This window comes from Roseovarius roseus (assembly GCF_043355935.2).
Classification (GTDB): Bacteria; Pseudomonadota; Alphaproteobacteria; order Rhodobacterales; family Rhodobacteraceae; genus Roseovarius; species Roseovarius roseus.
On record NZ_JBHFPE020000005.1, the window covers coordinates 218,882 to 236,112 of the forward strand.

The following is a 17,231-nucleotide window of genomic DNA, read 5'->3' on the forward strand; positions in this document are numbered from 1 at the left end:
CGCATCGATGCAGGGCAAGGAGGCCAAGCAATTCTTCGGTGCGGCCAAGGTCGGCTCGCGCCAGAATGCCGCGCCCTTCGGCAGCTATGCCAAGGGCTGCGTCGCGGGCGGCGTGCAACTGCCGCAGACCGGGCCCACGTGGCAGGCCATGCGCCTCAGCCGCAACCGTAACTGGGGCCACCCGCAACTGATTGATTTCATCGCGGACCTGTCGGGCAACATGCGGCAGGCAGGCTGGCCCGGAATCTACGTCGGCGATCTCAGCCAGCCGCGCGGTGGCCCGATGCTGACCGGGCACCGCTCGCACCAGATGGGCCTTGATGCCGATATTTGGCTGATGCAGCCCAGTCGCCTGAACCTGAGCATCCGCGAGCGGGAGAACCTGTCGGCCACCTCCATGCGGCGCGCGAACGGCGCCTATGTCAACTCCGGCTGGAGCCGCGGCCAGCACGAACTGGTCAAGGCTGCCGCCAGCGATCCGCGCGTTGCGCGCATTTTCATCTTTCCCGGCGCCAAGGTTCAGATGTGCAGCGACGAGACCGGAAACCGGGACTGGCTGCGCAAGGTCCGGCCTTGGTGGGGGCACCATTATCACATGCACGTCCGGCTTGCCTGCCCGGCGGGCGCCTCCGGCTGCATCGATCAGGATCCGATGCCACGCGGCGATGGCTGCGCCGATGCGCAGCAATGGGTGAACAACATCCTCAACCCGCCGCCGCCCGATCCGAACGCGCCCAAGCCCAAGCCGAGGCGTGAGCTGACCATGGCCGACCTGCCGCAGCAATGCGTGGGGGTTTTGCAGGCACAATAGGCAACCCCTATGGGCCGCAACCACATGGCGTGGAAAAAACTTGGGCCGCCACTGTATTTTGTTTTGACATGTGCGAAATCTGTGGCAACCTGTCCTTAGTTTTCAACAGCTGAAAGGAGGTGGTCCAGTGTCTACAGAGGTATTGGAGCGAGGTGTCGGAACAGTTTGGGAGAGCCGTGCCTAGGGCAGCCCCGAGGCATAGACGAACCTGAATTGGTGAGCCATCTAACCGGCCCGCCTCCGAAAAACTCTAGAGGGTCGTTCCACAAGCGGAGCGGCCCTTTTGCTTGCGGGCCTTCCTGTTTCGCGGCCCGCGCCCTAGATTAGGCGCATGTTGCGCATCACCGACACCATCGCCATCGAGGATTGGGAGCTGACCGAGCAGTTCATCCGCTCCAGCGGGCCGGGCGGGCAGAACGTCAACAAGACCTCCAGCGCGGTCGAGTTGCGGTTCGAGGCCGAACGCTCGCCCAACCTGCCCGATCCGGTCAAACGGCGGCTGCGGCGCCTGGCTGGACGGCGCTGGACCACCGAGGGCACGCTGGTCATCCAATGCGACGAGACGCGGCATCAGGCCCGAAACCGCGACATCGCGCGCGACCGTCTGGCCGAGCTAATCCGTAAGGCGGTCGAGAAGCCAAAGCGCCGCATTCCAACGCGCCCGACGCTGGGGAGCAAGAAGCGCCGCCTCAAGGCCAAGAAGGTGCAGGGCGAGAAGAAAGCGCTACGCGGCAAGGTCGAAGGCGAGGAGTAACGGCAAAACGCGCGTTTTCCCGCCTGAAATCCGGCCGGATTTCAGCGCCTGGGCATCACGATGCGCCAGATATTTGTGGCCCGTCCCGCCGTTCCTATATATCCCCCAAGGCAAACATGCGAAGGAGCGGACATGACGAACACCCTCTATCAGGGCGATTTGCCGGACGGGCTGGATCTGGGCCCCGTCGTGGCCGTCGATTGCGAGACGATGGGCCTGAGCCCGCATCGTGACCGGCTTTGCGTGATCCAGATGTCGGGCGGCGATGGCAATGCCCATCTGGTGCAGGTCGCCAAGGGCCAGACCGAGGCGCCGAACCTTTGCGACATGCTGACCAATCCTGACGTGCTCAAGCTGTTTCACTTTGGCCGGTTCGACATCGCCGCGATGCAGAACGCCTTTGGCGCCGTCACCGCGCCCGTCTACTGCACCAAAATCGCCAGCAAGCTGATCCGCACCTACACGGACCGGCATGGCCTGAAATACCTGCTGCAGGAACTGCTGAATGTCGACATCTCCAAGCAGCAGCAAAGCAGCGATTGGGGCGCGCCGCAGCTGACCGAGGCTCAGCTGGATTATGCAGCATCCGACGTTCTTTACCTGCACCGTCTGCGCGAGGCGCTGAACAAGCGGCTGGAGCGTGAGGGGCGGATGGACCTGGCGCAGGCCTGCTTTGATTTTCTGCCCACCCGCGCGGCGCTTGATCTGGCGGGCTGGCCCGAACAGGATATCTTTTCACATTGATCCGCCGGGGCGACAATTTTCACACGCGTCTGGTCAACTGGGCCAAGATCATCCTGCCGCTCGTCGCGCTGGGACTGCTCTCGACCGTGTTCCTCTTGTCACAGAAGGCCGATATCGGCGACACGATCCCCTATGCGGATGTCGACCTCGTGCGGCGCGCGCAAGATCAGGGCGCGACCAATCCCAGCTTTGCAGGCATGGCGGTGGGGGGGGAGGAAATCTCGTTCCGCGCCGCCACGGTCCGGCCGGACCCCGAGGATCGTGACAGGGTGCTGGCCGAAAATGCGGCGGCATCGCTGCGCCTGAATGGCGGCGGCGTCGTCGATATTGCCGCGCTGCGGGGTGAGGCCAATCAGAGCCTCATGACCGCCCGGCTGGAGGGGGAGGTGCATGTCACCACAACCACAGGCTACGATATCCAAACCGAGGCGATCGATACCCGCCTCGATACCCTGTTTGCCGAAACGCCCGGCCCGGTCAGTGGCACCGGCCCGCCGGGCGCGCTGAATGCGGGGCGCATGATCCTGACCTCCGATCCGGTAACCGGCGCTGCACATTTGCAGTTCACGGACGGGGTCAAGCTGATATACAACCCCGCAAAGCCGAAGGATTGAGTTACGTGTCACGCTTTGTTCAAGCCACACTCTTCGTGCTGCTGATAGCCCTTGGCGGTACGGCAGAGGCGCAGGGGATGCAGGTTGCCTTCGGCAGTGCTGCGGAGGAGGGCGATCTGCCGGTCGAGGTGACCGCCGAGAATCTAGACGTCAATCAGAATGACGGGACAGCGGTTTTCACCGGTGATGTTATCGTCGGTCAAGGGCAAATGCGTCTGTCGGCGCCGCGGGTTCTGGTCGTCTATCTGGCCGATCGCAGCGGAATCGCAAGCCTGCAGGCCACGGGCGGCGTAACCTTGGTCAGCGGCGAGGACGCGGCCGAGGCGGCGCAGGCGGATTACGATGTGCAGACCGGCATGATCGAGATGGAAGGCGACGTCTTGCTGGTCCAGGGGCCGGCGGCGCTGACCGCGGACCGGATGTCGGTCGATACGGTGGCGGGCACGGCGCGCATGAACGGACGGGTCAGCACCGTGCTGCAACCCGAGTCGTCCCAGTGACCAAGCCTGATCTGGACATCGCGAGCGACACTGATCCCGTGCGCCTGGAGGATGGCGGGCTGGTGGTCCGCAACCTGCGCAAAAGCTACAAGAAACGCACCGTCATTCGGGACGTGTCGCTGCACCTGCGCCAGGGCGAGGTTGCGGCCCTCCTGGGGCCGAACGGGTCGGGCAAGACCACGACCTTCTACGCGATTGCCGGTCTGATCTATCCAGAGGGCGGGCATGTGGGCATCGACGGGCGCGACGTGACGAACCTGCCCATGTATCGCCGGGCCAAGCTGGGCGTTGGCTATCTGCCGCAGGAAATGTCGATCTTCCGCGGGCTGTCGGTCGAAGATAACATCATGGCAATCCTCGATATTTCCGTTCCCGATGCTCATACAAGGCGCGAACGCCTCGAAGAGCTTCTGGCCGAATTCTCGGTCGAGCATCTGCGCCGCGCGCCCGCGCTGGCCTTGTCGGGCGGTGAGCGGCGGCGCGTCGAAATCGCGCGCTGCCTCGCGGCCAATCCGAAATACCTGCTGCTGGACGAGCCCTTTGCCGGCGTCGATCCGATCAGCGTTGGCGATATTCGCCATCTTGTGGCTGACCTGAAGAAGCGGGGCATCGGCGTGCTGATCACCGATCACAACGTCCGCGAAACGCTTGAGATCGTCGACCGGGCCTATATTCTGCATGACGGCAAGGTGCTGATGTCGGGCACCCCCGAAGAGGTCGTCGCCAACGAGAATGTGCGCCGCGTCTATCTGGGCGAGAACTTTCGCATTTCGTGAAATCAGTCGGCAGATTCCGCCGGCGCCGCGCCGATCATCATTGACAACAGCGGCCGAAAGGGCGTCAATTGAGGGATGATGTTTCCAGAATTCAAACGCCACGCAGCATCGGACGTGCGTTGAAATCGTTAACGAAATATCAATTTTCAGCAGCCCTTCCTGGCCGTCCGAGGGGCGTTTCGACGCTTTGGGCCTGGAGAGGCACGCCTTTTTGAAGGAGAGACCATGCGCTATCAAATCACTGGCAAACAGATCGATATTGGCGAGGCCCTGCAAACCCATGTGCGAACCGAACTAGGCGAGGCTGTGGCAAAATATGCCGAGCGTCCGACCAGTGCGAATGTGATCTTTTCGAAAAGCGCCAGCGAATTTGCCTGCGAGATTATCGTCCACCTGTCGACCGGCCTGACCGCGCAGGCAACGGGAAAGGCACACGAGATCTACTCCGCATTCGACGCCGCACGCGAGAAAATGGAGAAGCAGCTGCGCCGCTACAAGCGCCGGTTGAAAGACCACCACAAGGAACGCGCGCAGCCGGTTGAACTCTCGGGGGGCTCCTCGTATATCCTCGCGTCAGAAGCCGAAGGGGGGGAATCAGAGCCCGATAGCCTTCAGCCCATCATCGTCGCCGAAATGGAGGCGCAGATCCCGTCCCTCTCCGTTGGTGAGGCCGTGATGCAGATGGAGCTGGCAGGGGCCCCCGTCCTGGTGTTTCGCAACGAGGCAAAAAGCGGGTTGAATGTGGTCTACCGCCGCGATGACGGCAATATAGGGTGGATCGATCCGTAAAATCTGGCCGGGCTGCGAAAGCGACCTTGGCCGTCGGAGCAGTGAATGGACATACCCATGATCCTGAAACCCGGGGCCGTGCGCGTGCTTGGTGCGGCATCCAGCAAAAAGCGGCTGATGCATGAATTGGGCGATATCGCCCACGCCGTCTATGGCGTGGACGCTCATGCCGCCGTCGAAGCGCTGCAAGAGCGCGAGTCGCTGGGGCCGACCGGCGTGGGCCACGGTGTGGCCCTGCCGCATGCACGGCTGGACGATCTCGACCAGGTCGTCGGTGTGCTCGTGCTGCTCGACACGCCGATCAATTTCGACGCGATCGACCGCCAGCCCGTCGATCTGGCCTTTGCCCTCTTTGCGCCCAAGGAGGCCGGGGTCGAGCATCTGAAGGCGCTCGCGCTGGTGTCGCGCACGTTGCGCGATGCCCAGCTTTGCGCCAAGTTGCGGGGCAATCCCGATCCGGCGACGCTCTACACGATTGTAACCGAAGCGCAGTCGATCCTCGCCGCGTGACGCGGCGGGGGTCTTAGCGCCAGCGATCCCAACCGAACAAGATGTAGTCGCGCTGATAGATGTCGGCGACGAGCGTTTCGATATCGTCGTCATAGACGTCCGCCAGCGCATAGGGGGTGTCGTCTTGCACGGCTGCGATCGGCGCCGCGCCGGGATAACCCACCTGCTTGGCCAGCGCGCCCAGTTGCAACGGCATTTCATCTTCGCGGATCAACATGTCGGGCAGGGCGAATTGCGCCATGCCTTGCAGGATCGCGGCTTGCGTCGCCCAGTTAGCATCCACTCGCACGCTGGTCTGGCCGCGCAGGTTGGCGCGTAGAAACTCTAGGAACGCGGTAAAAGCCATGTAATGCGCGCGCCGGTCATAGCTCGCGTCCGGGCCGCTGCCGGGGATCGGCAGCTTGTGAAAATTGCGCAGAACGCGCCGGATTTCACCAAGGCAGCCGGGGCCGGGATGCAGGATGCGATGGCAGAAGGCGGCATGGGCGCGCGCCGCCGGGTGGCGCAGCACGGTAAAGCTGCGATGGCCCTTGGCCTGCCGCATCCACTGGCGCAGGCCCTTCTGGTTCATCTTGGTGTGCAGCGCCTCGGGCGCGACATCGTCCAGCGCGGCCATCCACGCCATCACTTCGGCCTCGGGGCCGGATTTGATCGGCATGTAGATCAGGGGCGCGCGATACGCGACGACATGGGACGGCACGGCGGGCCCCCGGCGCGGCTCGAATTCTGGGGTCCGGGTGAGGTTGAACCGGTCGAGGCCCGATAGCGCGTCAGCCATCTCGTCGAAATTCGCGACCTTCTCCGACAGCGGCTCGGGGTTCTGGATCTTGAGCGTGTCGCCCAAGACCTCCAGCGCCTCGTCGGCGCCCAGATAGAGGGCAAGGCCATTGATGATCTCAAGCTCGTTCAGGTCTTCGTAAGAGATGTAGAATGCGGCCTGCCCGGTCTTTTGCAAGGTGTTCTGCACTTTCAGCTGGAACGCCTGCAGATCTGTCACGTGCCGCTCGAATTCCTCAGCGTCGAAAGTCGCCTTGGCATCCTTGCGGCGCTTGACGTTGGTCAGCTTCCACTGGCCGGTTTCCTGCGCGATTTTCCAGCTGACATAGCTTTCGGCGGGGTTGCGCGTCAGCACGATCTTGGCGCAGCGCGGATCGTTCAGGCAGATCTCTATCGCGCGGGGATCGTGATCGTGAAAAAGGCGAAAGCCTCCCATCCCCGCCGAGCGGTCGCGAATGGTTTCGATCAGCCGCGCGGGATCGCCCTCGCGCATGGCCTGGGTGATGCCCAGGATCTCGGTCCGGTTGGGATAGCCGATAAAGGCGGGATTGAATGCCTCGCCGTGGCACTCAAAGCTATGAAAGGCGTTCAGATGCGATTCCAGCAGGTTGGAGCCCGTGCGCATTTCGGCCAGCACGACGAAATAGTCGAAATCGGGCATGGACTACCGCACCAGATAAGGCTTGCGCGCGCGCATGGGCGCCTCGTGCATATCATGGGCAACGGGGAAATTGCCCATCAGATAAGGGTGCATTCCCTGGTTCTTGAGGTTCTGCAGGAACTGGCCGAAGCCGCTCAGGTCGACCATCTTTGGCACCTCCGACAGGCCGCGCTGTTGATGTTGCGGCCCGATTTCGTCAATGATCGTCTGCAGGGGCTCCATCGGGGCCTCGATGAACTCGGCCATGGTCCAGATGCGCACGCGCGCCTTGGTCCAGCTGGAGCGCAGGATTTCGAGGTTCTTCGACTCGATCTGTTGCAGCCGGGCGGCCTCGCGTCGGATATCGATGAAATTGCCGTTTGACTGGAAAAGCGGGATCGCCCAAGCGCCGGAGATGACGGAGATCTGCGCATTGGGGTCCTTGGCGATATGCCAGTTGATCTTCTGATTGTCGCGCGGGCTGAACTGAAAGCACTGATGTTCGCCGCGGGTGTTCCAGATCAGGCTGGCCAGAAAGGCGTGCGGGTTGTAGTCGCGCAGTGCTGCACTGTCGCAAAGCGCGCCATTGATGACCGTCGCGCCTTCACCGAATTCCGCGCGCTCGGGCGCGTAGAGATGGCCGTGCACACGCGCGCCCGTCGCCCGTGCCAACCACGGCTCGAAATTCTCGAAAAGCTCGGCAAAGCCGTGAAAGACGGAGTATTTGGCCGAGGTCAGCCCATTTTCGCGTGTTTCAACCGGAAAGCGGCTTTGCATATAAAGGCCGGGCCGGCCGCGCGTGCGCCTCTCGACCGCCTTGGAAAAGATGCGGTCGATCTTGCCCGGGTTCGGCTCGGTTCGTTTCATCGCGCCCGCCTCGTCGGTGAGGAAGGCGTCATAGAGGCGGTTGGCGCGGGGCCAGATCTTGCGCACGACAAAGCAGTCCGACCGGCGCAGAAGCTGCAGGTGGTCGTCGTAGAAGATATGAGGTTTGCCCTGATAGTCGAATTTCGACAGCGTCAGCGAGCGGCTTTCGATCTGGCGCGAATACTGCCGCGCTAGGGTCTGGAAATAGCTCTCGTCCGGGATCCAAACCTTGGAGAAATAGCGGTCATAGGTCGGGCGCTCGGGGTCGGTCAGGATGGCCGACAGGGTCTGCCGTGTGAGGCACCACCACTGGCTACCCATATGGGGGACGATACCGCCGGGAATACGGCGCTTCATCCCTAGTTTGCGCTGCAAGGCGACATAGCGATCAAAAAGATAGCGGTGCCGGCGCCACGAAAAGGGAAAGCGCAGCGTGAACCGCTCGGCATCCAGGCCGCCGATCGTCCACGGCACATCCGCCGTCGTCGCGCTTTCGATGAAGTCGGTATGTGGGCGGGCTGCGAGGTAGTCGATCAACTCCTGCACCGGGCGCAGTGGCAGGCACGAGCCGGAGGCGAGGTACACATGCCGAACCTGCGGAAACTCCTCCAGCATCAACTCGGCGGCGCTTTGCGACGCCGCGACCAACCCCCAGGTGCCCCATTCACAGCGATGGCGCGTGGAGAAGCGCACGTCTGGCAGATCGGCCAGCGCGCTTTGAAAACTGCGAAAGGTCTTGGCGGGGACGGAAACGTCGACATGGATCACCAGCGGACAACCGACGGCGGACCAATGGCGGGCCACCTGTTCGGCCCGGCCAAGGGCTGTGTGGACCAGCATGACGATACCGACGCTCATCCCGAAAGTGCCCCTGCTGCCCTGGCTGCTGCGGTCATGCCCAGTTCCCCTTGGACATCAGGCCCAGAATTTCCAATTGCCGCCAATTTATATACTTTTCCGACCATTTGCACCAAAGGTCTGGCTGGTCGGACATGTTTTCCATGTAGGCCTTGTATTCCAGTGACGCGCGGTAATGTTGTTTGCGCTGCATCTCCTCCTCGGCCTTCTGGGTGAAGGTATCCAGAAACTTGGCATGAAGCAGCACACCGCTGGCCGTCTCGCCGCCCCATTCGTCGTAGACAAGGTTCAACCCGCGCGGCAGCAGCATATGGGTCGAGCTGATATACGCGTAGCGCCGGTTCCACTTGACCAGCGGGATCTTGTTGAGTGCGGGCGCCTTTTTGGGTTGATCGGCAAAGAAGACGCGGGCGCGCGGCCCGCCCTGAATCCACAGGTTGCCGAACATGTGGTTCTTTTCGATCATGTAATTGCCCGGATCGAACCATGAGGCGATTTCCAGCGGGTTCTGCCCGCGGCGATAGGGCACCGCATCCAGCCGCCCCTTGGGATACATGTCCAGCAGCATCGCGCCAAAGCTGCGCACGTTCGAGCCATCCAGCCAGTCGGTCAGCGCCCGGATGGGGCGTGTGTCGCAGAAGGGATAGACGAACAGCTCGTCCGGATCGACGACAAGGGTCCAGTGGTCATGGCCGTATTTCGATTGCAGACGGTTCAGCCAGTCGACGCCAAAGCGCGCGTTCCTGTAACTGCCGGTGGTGTGCCACAGTGACACGTCCGGCTGGTCGGCCAGGTAATCGCCGCTGCCATCGCTGCTGTCATTGTCCACGATCAGGAAATGATCGACGCCCATATCGCGGTAGTAATCGAGGAAATAAGGCAGGCGGACATTCTCGTCCCGCAGGGTCGAGAAGAGCATGACGTCCCCGGCGGCAATCTGCGCGGTGCGATCGACGACGGGACGCAGGGACAGCCCCTTGCGCAGGGACCGCGCCTTGGCATGTTTGCGCCGCAGACGCATCCGGTAGGATTGCACGATACTCAAACTGGCTGTCCCCTGAGCCTTGCCCCAAGCGCAGCATAGAGGCGGGGGGTTAAGGTTCTGTTGCCTTGCGTCCAGCCCCCCTCGCGCGCGCAGAGCAAACGATAAGCTGTTGGGCCGCTTGGGTAAACTGTTATTGCGCCGCTCACAGCCACATCCCGCGCGACATCAGCCCCATCGATTCCAGCTGGCGCCAGCCCAGATACCGGGTGGAGCCGGGGCACCACAGGTCCGGGTCCTCCGTTAGGTTGTCATAGTAGTCCGCGTAGAGATCCGAATTGGCAAAATGCTCGCGCCGCTCTTTCTCTTCGACCGATTTCTGCGGAGCCATGTGTAGGAACTTGGTATGGAGCAGCACGCCGCTGGTCCATTCGCCCCCCGCCTCGTCATAGACTTGGTTCAGCCGCCGGGGCAGGGCCGAATGGGCCGAGCTGACATAGGCATAGCCGCGGCGCCATCTGACCAGGGGCACCTTTCCCATCGTGGGCGCGCGGCGCGGGTCCTGGCCAAAGAAGACGCGGGCGCGCGGGCCGCCTTGGATCCATAGGTTCTGCAGGCGATCCTGCTTTTGAATCATGTAGTTGCCAGCGTCGAACCATTGCAGCGCGTGGCATGGATCCTGCCCGGCGGCATAGGGCGCGGTGCTGAGCGGCCCCTTGGGATACATGTCCAGCATGAGCGCGCCGAAGGACACCGTGCCGCGCCGGTCCAACCATTCGGTAAGAGCCGGAAGGGGCCGTGTGTCGTGAAACGGATAGATGAGCAATTCGTCCGCGTCGGCGGTCAGGCACCAATGGCCGTGCCCGTGGCGCATTTGCAGCCACGTCAGCCAATCGACCCCGAAGCGGGACAAACGGTAGCTGTGCGGCGTCCGCCAAACCGAGACATCGGGCTGCGCGGCGAGGTAGGCGCGCGTCCCGTCATCCGAGTCATTGTCTACGATCAGGAAATGATCGACGCCCAGTTTCCGGTGATGCTCCAGCCAATAAGGCAGGCGGACGATCTCGTTCCGGACGGTGGAAAACCCAAGGATTGCGCCCGGCCTGATCTGCGCCGTCCGGTCTGCCACCGCGCTCATCTGGCGGCGCTTGCGATAGCTGCGCCAAAGAAGGCGCCGCCGTTTCCAGCGCAGGCGATAGGCCATGCCCAGCTCTGCCGCGGCGTCCCTGATCTGCGCGCTGCCGGTCATCCGCTCTCCGCCCCGTTTGCCGGCGCAGAATCGCGCCTATTTTTCGTAATGTCCAGTTCCGTGCCAGCGCCAGGCATCCGCGATCATGCGGTCCATCGTGCTGCGATGCGCGCTCCAGCCCAGCTCGGCCTCGGCACGGGTCGAGCCTGAGACCAGCTTGGTGCAGTCGCCGGGGCGGCGCGGCCCCTCGATCACCGGCACGTCGCGATTGGTGACAGCGCCCGCATGGCCGATCACGTCTCGCACTGAAAACCCCGACCCGGTGCCGAGGTTGAAGACCCGGCTCGGCTTGCCGTCCTCAAGCCATTTGAGGCCCAGCACATGCGCATCAACCAGATCGCAGACATGCACGTAATCGCGGATGCAGGTGCCGTCGGGCGTGTCGTAATCGGTGCCGAAAATGGTCAGCGCGTCCCGCTTGCCCTGAATGGCGTCCAGCATCAGCGGCACAAGATGTGTCTCGGGCTGGTGAAATTCGCCCACCTCGGCCTCGGGGTCGGCGCCCGCGACATTGAAGTAGCGAAAAATCACATGACGCAGCCCATAGGCGATTTCGAAGTCGCGTAGCATATCCTCGATCGCGCGTTTCGACGCGCCATAGGCGTTGATCGGGTGCTGGGCGCAGTCCTCGTCCAGCACGACATTGTCCTGATCGCCATACGTCGCGCAGGTCGAACTGAGGACGAAATCGAGGCAGCGCGCGTGGACCGCCGCCTCCATCAGGGTCAGCGAGCCGGCGACATTGTTACGCCAGTAGACCTCGGGGATGCGCATGGACTCGCCCACCTGGCTGAGGGCGGCGAAATGCATGACGGCGGCGGGATTGTAGGCGGCAAAGACCTGATCTAGCCGCGCGCGATCCGTCAGCTCGCCCTGTTCGAACGGCCCGAACCTGACCGCGTCGGCCCAGCCGGTGCTGAGATTGTCGTAGGTGACGGGGGTATAGCCCGCCGCCCTCAGCGCCTTGCACGCATGGCTGCCGATATAGCCCGCGCCGCCCGTCACCAGAATGTTCGTCACGCCACGTCCCGCCGCAAACTCACTGCGCGGATTTCGCCGCGCTGACCATGTCGTAAAGGAAATTCTGCAGATCGTCACGCAGGTCGTCGCGCGCAAGGGCAAAGGCGACCGTCGCCTGAAGGAAGCCCGCCTTGGAGCCGCAATCATAACGATGCCCCTTGAAGCGGTAGCCATAGACCTCTTCGCCCTCGTTGCGGGCATCGGCGATGGCATCGGTCAACTGGATCTCACCGCCAGCCCCCACCGTTTTCTTGTTCAACATCTGCAGAACGGTCGGTGTCAGGATATAGCGTCCGATGACGGCAAGGTTCGAGGGCTGCGTTCCGAAGGCGGGCTTCTCGACCATGCCCTTGGTCGAGACCAGCGCACCCATATCCTCTTTGATATCGAGGATGCCGTAGGACGACGCCTTGTTGTCGGGCACTTCCATCGCGGCGACGATATTGCTCTGCGTTTCCTCGAAGGCCTCGACCATCTGTTGCAGGCAAGGCTTTTCGGCCGCGATGACATCGTCGGGCAGGATGACGGCAAACGGCTCGTTCCCGATAAGGCGGCGGGCGCACCAGACTGCGTGGCCAAGGCCCAGTGGCTTGTGCTGGCGGATATATGCGATCTCGCCGGAGTCCATATTGGTGGTTTTCAGGATCTCCAGCAACTCGGTCTTGCCCTTCTTGCGCAATTCCTGCTCAAGCTGGGGCGCATTGTCGAAATAATCCTCAAGCGCACCCTTGCCGCGTGATGTCACAAAGATGAATTCCTTGATCCCGGCCGCGCGCGCCTCATCGATGGCGTATTGCACCAGCGGACGATCGACCAGCGTCATGATTTCCTTGGGAACGGATTTGGTCGCCGGCAGAAATCTGGTTCCCATACCCGCAACCGGAAAGATAGCTTTCGTCACTTTTTTCCGCATGGCCTGCCTCTCGCAATCGTATTTTTGCATATGTTTACACACAATTCGGGGCCGCGCACTGATCGGCCGTTAATTCCGCGCGGATTATCGCGCAAGCGGGCATTTTTTTCATGACTGCGGCTTGGAAACCACTGTTGCAAGGGGTGGATCAGGGGCGTTTCAGGACCACGTCCGGCGCATAGGCGATGAAGAACGGGTTCGCATATCCGTCCTTGCCGTAGGTCAGCGGCGCGTGATCGTCGAAGCGCACGACGCGCCCGCCCGCACCAGCCAGTATGGCGTGGCCCGCGGCCGTGTCCCATTCCATCGTGCGTCCGACGCGGGGGTAGATATCGGCCTCGCCCGTGGCGACGAGGCAGAATTTCAAAGAGCTTCCGGCGCTCTTCATGTCCTTGACGCTGTACTTTGCGATGTAATCATCGGTGGCCTGATCGCGGTGCGATTTCGACGCGACGACCATCAGCGAATCATTATCGGGCGCCGAGACATGGATGGGCGTCAGTGTGCCCACCTTGTCCTTGTCCAGCGGGCCGGTTTCCTCGACCGACGTGCCATCGGCCTGGGTGTAGAACATGCGCCCCTTGGCGGGGGCATAGACGACACCGCGGGTCGGCGTGCCATTCTCGACCAGCGCGATGTTGACGGTGAAATCGCCACGGCGATGGATGAATTCCTTGGTTCCGTCCAGCGGATCGACGATGAGGAACGTGTCGGCCCGCGCACTATGCGAGGCGGCTTGCTCTTCGGTGACAAGGGTCACGTCCGGAAACGCCGCCCGCAGCCCGGCCGAGATCAGCGCATCGGCGGCCTCGTCCGCGGCGGTGACGGGGCTGTCGTCGGATTTGGATTTCACCTCGAAATCATCCTGGCCATAGATCTGCATGATCGCGTCCCCGGCCTCGAGGGCGAGGCGGCGCATCTGCGTGGTCAGTTCGGCATAGTCCAAGGCGAAATCTCCTGCGTTTCTGGGCAAAGCAACGCGGTGTTGCGGGAAGGGGCCGCGCCCCTTATGGTCCTCGGCTAACGGAACGGCAAGAAGTCCGTGGCATGATGGCAAGATCACCAGCGCAGGAGCAGGCGCGATGTTTCAACAGATACGGCGGCGCTCGAAACTGCAATCGGCGGTTTCGATCCTCGAGCTGATATATCATGCGACGGTCCGCGAAGTGCGCAAGACGCATGGCAATGCCCTGATGGCCGTCGGGCTGAACATCATGCAAACGCTGGTCTTTCTTGCCGCCTTCTACGTCATGTTCACGGTTCTGGGTCTGCGCGGGGCCGCCCTGCGGGGCGATTTCCTACTCTACATCATGTCGGGCATTTTCCTGTTCCTGACCCATGTCAAGACGCTCGGCGCCGTTGTCGGGGCCGAAGGGCCGTCTTCTCCGATGATGAAACATGCGCCGATGACAACCGCCATTTCGATCACCTCGGCTGCGCTGGGCGCGCTCTATGTCCAGATCTTTACCATGGCGCTGATCCTGTTTGCGTATCATGTCGCCGTGACGCCGTTCGAGGTGGAATACCCGTTTCCAGCCATGGGAATGCTGCTGCTGGCCTGGTTCACCGGCGCCTCCATCGGCCTTGTCCTGCTGTCGATCAAGCCGTGGTTTCCCACCTTCGTCGGCACCTTTACCACGGTCTACCAGCGGGCCAACATGATCGCCTCGGGCAAGATGTTCGTCGCCAACATGCTGCCGGGCTACATGCTGCGCATGTTCGACTGGAACCCGCTTTTTCACACCATTGACCAGGCGCGCGGTTTCGTTTTCGTGAATTATTCGCCGCATAATTCCAACATTACCTACCCGATCGTCGTGGCGCTCACGCTTACGATGATCGGGCTCATGGGCGAATTCTACACGCGCCGCCACGCCTCGCAGAGCTGGGACGCGCGGCGCTGAGCGCCGGTTCATCCCGCGTCGCGCACCGCTGCGGCAATGGTCTCGACCACGTCGCGCAGCATGGACTCGTCCTCGCATTCCGCCATAACGCGGATCAGCGGCTCGGTCCCCGACGCGCGGATCAGCAGGCGGCCCTTGCCATCCAGGCGCTTTTCCTGCGTGTCGATCACGGATTGGACGCCCGCATCTGCCAGCGGCGCGGCACCGGCGCTCAGCTTGACGTTTTCCAATAGCTGCGGCACCCGCTCGAAGCTGTGCAAGAGGGCGCTGGCGGGCTGGCCACTGCTGACCATCGCCGCCAGGAAATGCAGCCCGGCAACCAGGCCATCGCCGGTGGTGGCGTAATCGCTCATCACGATATGGCCCGACTGCTCGCCGCCAAGGTTGAAGCCGCCAGCGCGCATCCGCTCCACCACGTGGCGGTCGCCGACCTTGGTGCGCTCCAGCGCAACGCCGATCCCGTCCAGATACCGCTCCAGCCCCAGGTTGGACATCACCGTCGCCACCAGCGCGCCGCCGGCCAGCGTGCCCGCCTCGGCCCCGAGGCGCGCGAAAAGGGCCATGATCTGATCGCCATCGGCGACGCGCCCCATCTCGTCGATCAGCACGATCCGGTCCGCATCGCCATCAAGGCAAATCCCCAGATCGGCGCCGTGGCGGCGCACCGCCTCCGCCGCCGTCTCGGGCGAGGTGGAGCCGCAGGAGAGGTTGATGTTATAGCCATCGGGTGCGGTGCCGACGGTGATGACGTCTGCGCCCAGCTCCCACAGGACTTCGGGCGCAACCTTGTAGGCGGCGCCGTTGGCGCAATCGACCACCACCTTGAGCCCGGTCAGCCGCGTGGTGCGTGCAATCGTCGTCTTGGCATATTCGACATAGCGGCCCTGTCCGTCATCGATCCGCCTGGCGCGGCCGATATTCATCGGCTTGGCGGGCTGGATTTCCTCACTCAGGATCCGCTCGATATCGGCCTCGGACGCGTCGTCCAGCTTGAACCCGTCGGGGCCAAAGAACTTGATCCCGTTATCGTGATGGGGATTGTGGCTGGCCGAGATCATGATGCCCAGATCCGCCCGCATCGAGCGGGTCAAAAACGCCACCGCGGGCGTCGGCACCGGCCCCAGAAGCAGAACGTTCATGCCGGTCGAGGTCAGCCCTGCCGTCAGCGCGTTTTCCAGCATATAGCCCGAGCGGCGCGTATCCTTGCCGATGACGACGCGGTGCACATTCATGCCGTCACGGCGAAAATGCCGGCCGGCCGCCGCGCCGACGCGCAGGGCCATGTCGGCAGTCATGGGATAGGTGTTGGCGGTGCCGCGAATGCCGTCGGTGCCGAAAATCTTGCGCGTCATGATGCCTCTTGCCGTTGCCTGCAGAATGCCGATACGCCCGCCGCGAATGTCGGGCTGGGCGGGGTATAGCCGTCCTGCGCGCTCAAGGCGAGTGTGCGTGTTGCCAACGGGGCGCGAGACAGGCAGAACCGCGCCATTGCCCAAACAAGGCCAAATTAGATGATGTCCGAACGCCATGATACCCTTGTACTGCGCTGGGCCTGGGCGCTGACGGTGCTGACCGCGCTGGTGCTCTGTGTCACCACGCTCAGCCCGGGCATGCCCAGCGTGGGCCCGCCGGGCAGTGACAAGTGGCAGCATTTCGCCGGTTTTGCGCTGTTGGCGCTACCGCTTGGCTATGCACGCCCGGCCTGGGGGTGGCGCATCGTGCTCGGGGTCGCGGTCTTTGGCGGGATGATCGAACTCGTTCAACCCCATGTCGGGCGGGATGCCGAGTGGGGCGACCTGGCCGCTGACACGATCGGAGCAGCCGTCGGCATCTTTGCCGCACGCCTGCTGCCCCGTCAGCTCTGAACCAGTGTGACGCCGGCCGCGCGCATCCCTCCCAGCGCCGCATCCATCGAGCCGCCTGCATCGATCCCGCGGCTGAGCGCCGTCTCGACGCGCACGTCGTAGCTCAGCCCCGCCGCGTCCACCGCCGAGAAGTTGACGCAGAAATCCAGCGCCAGCCCCACCATCGTCAGCGCAGTGATCCCGCGCGTCTGCAGATAGCCATGCAGGCCCGTGGGCGTGCGGTGGTCATTCTCGAAAAAGGCGGAATAGCTGTCGATCGCCGGATTGTACCCCTTGCGAAGGATCAGATCCGCCTTGTCCGTGTCGAGGCCCGCATGAAACCGCGCACCCTCGCTGCCCTGCACACAGTGATCGGGCCACAGCACCTGCTGGCCATACGGCATCTCGATGACATCCATCGGCGCGGCGCCCGGATGGCTGGAGGCGAAGGAGGAATGCCCCTTCGGGTGCCAGTCCTGGGTCAGGATTACCGCATCGAACTGGGCCATGCGCGCATTGATCCCCTCGACAATGGTATCGCCGCCCGTCACGGCCAGCGCGCCGCCGGGGCAAAAATCCAGCTGCATGTCGATCACGATCAGGGCGTGGGTCATGGCGGCCTCCTTACTGGCCTTTATCGGTAGGTGCAGGCAAGGCCTGCGTCAACATCGCGCCTCTT

General features: G+C 62.9%; 19 protein-coding genes. 10 read left to right on the forward strand and 9 right to left on the reverse strand.

The genetic code is table 11. The annotated features are described in order from the left end of the window. Positions 1-7: 7 nt before the first annotated feature. The 8 genes from mepA to ACEWPL_RS11045 all read left to right on the forward strand — a co-directional run bounded on the left by mepA (position 8) and on the right by ACEWPL_RS11045 (position 5,498). Positions 8-811 (forward strand): penicillin-insensitive murein endopeptidase, encoded by an 804-nt coding sequence (mepA, locus tag ACEWPL_RS11010; protein WP_393934470.1) that lies wholly within the window; start codon positions 8-10, stop codon positions 809-811. Between the two features lie 331 nt (positions 812-1,142). Further along, positions 1,143-1,565, forward strand: coding sequence for an alternative ribosome rescue aminoacyl-tRNA hydrolase ArfB (gene arfB, locus ACEWPL_RS11015; RefSeq protein ID WP_393934252.1), 423 nt, complete (start codon positions 1,143-1,145; stop codon positions 1,563-1,565). Between the two features lie 132 nt (positions 1,566-1,697). Beyond that, a complete protein-coding gene (locus tag ACEWPL_RS11020; RefSeq protein ID WP_393934251.1) occupies positions 1,698-2,309 on the forward strand; it encodes a ribonuclease D in 612 nt (203 codons plus the stop codon). Further along, a complete protein-coding gene (lptC, locus tag ACEWPL_RS11025) occupies positions 2,306-2,923 on the forward strand; it encodes an LPS export ABC transporter periplasmic protein LptC (RefSeq protein WP_393934250.1) in 618 nt (205 codons plus the stop codon). The genes ACEWPL_RS11020 and lptC overlap by 4 nt, the downstream gene beginning before the upstream one ends. Before the next feature lie 5 nt (positions 2,924-2,928). Beyond that, positions 2,929-3,423, forward strand: a complete 495-nt coding sequence (locus tag ACEWPL_RS11030; protein WP_393934249.1) for an LptA/OstA family protein — start codon at positions 2,929-2,931, stop codon at positions 3,421-3,423. Next, the gene (gene lptB / locus ACEWPL_RS11035) at positions 3,420-4,199 is read left to right on the forward strand and encodes an LPS export ABC transporter ATP-binding protein (protein ID WP_393934248.1); all 780 of its coding nucleotides are present in this window, start codon (positions 3,420-3,422) and stop codon (positions 4,197-4,199) included. Before ACEWPL_RS11030 ends, lptB begins: the two co-directional genes overlap by 4 nt. Before the next feature lie 225 nt (positions 4,200-4,424). Next, positions 4,425-4,988, forward strand: a complete 564-nt coding sequence (hpf, locus tag ACEWPL_RS11040; RefSeq protein WP_393934247.1) for a ribosome hibernation-promoting factor, HPF/YfiA family — start codon at positions 4,425-4,427, stop codon at positions 4,986-4,988. A 45-nt stretch (positions 4,989-5,033) separates the two neighbouring features. Next, positions 5,034-5,498: a PTS sugar transporter subunit IIA gene (locus ACEWPL_RS11045; RefSeq protein ID WP_393934246.1), complete on the forward strand. Its 465-nt coding sequence runs from the start codon at positions 5,034-5,036 to the stop codon at positions 5,496-5,498. 13 nt (positions 5,499-5,511) lie between these two features. On the opposite strand, the gene ACEWPL_RS11050 is transcribed toward ACEWPL_RS11045, so the two are convergent. The 7 genes from ACEWPL_RS11050 to cysQ all read right to left on the reverse strand — a co-directional run bounded on the left by ACEWPL_RS11050 (position 5,512) and on the right by cysQ (position 13,750). Next, positions 5,512-6,936: a sulfotransferase family 2 domain-containing protein gene (locus tag ACEWPL_RS11050; protein WP_393934245.1), complete on the reverse strand. Its 1,425-nt coding sequence runs from the start codon at positions 6,934-6,936 to the stop codon at positions 5,512-5,514. Positions 6,937-6,939: 3 nt separating this feature from the next. Continuing rightward, positions 6,940-8,640: a DUF5927 domain-containing protein gene (locus tag ACEWPL_RS11055; RefSeq protein WP_393934244.1), complete on the reverse strand. Its 1,701-nt coding sequence runs from the start codon at positions 8,638-8,640 to the stop codon at positions 6,940-6,942. Positions 8,641-8,674: 34 nt separating this feature from the next. Beyond that, positions 8,675-9,661 (reverse strand): glycosyltransferase family 2 protein, encoded by a 987-nt coding sequence (locus ACEWPL_RS11060; protein WP_393934469.1) that lies wholly within the window; start codon positions 9,659-9,661, stop codon positions 8,675-8,677. Positions 9,662-9,827: 166 nt separating this feature from the next. After that, the gene (locus ACEWPL_RS11065) at positions 9,828-10,871 is read right to left on the reverse strand and encodes a glycosyltransferase family 2 protein (RefSeq protein WP_393934243.1); all 1,044 of its coding nucleotides are present in this window, start codon (positions 10,869-10,871) and stop codon (positions 9,828-9,830) included. 36 nt (positions 10,872-10,907) lie between these two features. Beyond that, a complete protein-coding gene (gene galE, locus ACEWPL_RS11070; RefSeq protein ID WP_393934242.1) occupies positions 10,908-11,891 on the reverse strand; it encodes a UDP-glucose 4-epimerase GalE in 984 nt (327 codons plus the stop codon). A 19-nt stretch (positions 11,892-11,910) separates the two neighbouring features. Further along, positions 11,911-12,804, reverse strand: coding sequence for a UTP--glucose-1-phosphate uridylyltransferase GalU (gene galU / locus ACEWPL_RS11075; RefSeq protein WP_393934241.1), 894 nt, complete (start codon positions 12,802-12,804; stop codon positions 11,911-11,913). A 148-nt stretch (positions 12,805-12,952) separates the two neighbouring features. Beyond that, positions 12,953-13,750, reverse strand: coding sequence for a 3'(2'),5'-bisphosphate nucleotidase CysQ (gene cysQ, locus ACEWPL_RS11080; RefSeq protein WP_393934240.1), 798 nt, complete (start codon positions 13,748-13,750; stop codon positions 12,953-12,955). Between the two features lie 136 nt (positions 13,751-13,886). On the opposite strand from cysQ, the gene ACEWPL_RS11085 reads away from it, so the two are divergent. Further along, positions 13,887-14,708, forward strand: coding sequence for an ABC transporter permease (locus ACEWPL_RS11085; protein ID WP_393934239.1), 822 nt, complete (start codon positions 13,887-13,889; stop codon positions 14,706-14,708). A gap of 8 nt (positions 14,709-14,716) precedes the next feature. Here ACEWPL_RS11085 and glmM read toward each other — a convergent pair whose 3' ends face one another. Next, positions 14,717-16,060: a phosphoglucosamine mutase gene (gene glmM / locus ACEWPL_RS11090; protein WP_393934238.1), complete on the reverse strand. Its 1,344-nt coding sequence runs from the start codon at positions 16,058-16,060 to the stop codon at positions 14,717-14,719. Between the two features lie 159 nt (positions 16,061-16,219). Here glmM and ACEWPL_RS11095 point away from each other — a divergent pair, with 159 nt between their 5' ends. Further along, positions 16,220-16,573: a VanZ family protein gene (locus tag ACEWPL_RS11095; protein WP_393934237.1), complete on the forward strand. Its 354-nt coding sequence runs from the start codon at positions 16,220-16,222 to the stop codon at positions 16,571-16,573. Here ACEWPL_RS11095 and pncA read toward each other — a convergent pair. Further along, positions 16,564-17,166, reverse strand: a complete 603-nt coding sequence (pncA, locus tag ACEWPL_RS11100) for a bifunctional nicotinamidase/pyrazinamidase (RefSeq protein ID WP_393934236.1) — start codon at positions 17,164-17,166, stop codon at positions 16,564-16,566. The genes ACEWPL_RS11095 and pncA overlap by 10 nt on opposite strands. Between the last annotated feature and the right edge of the window lie 65 nt (positions 17,167-17,231).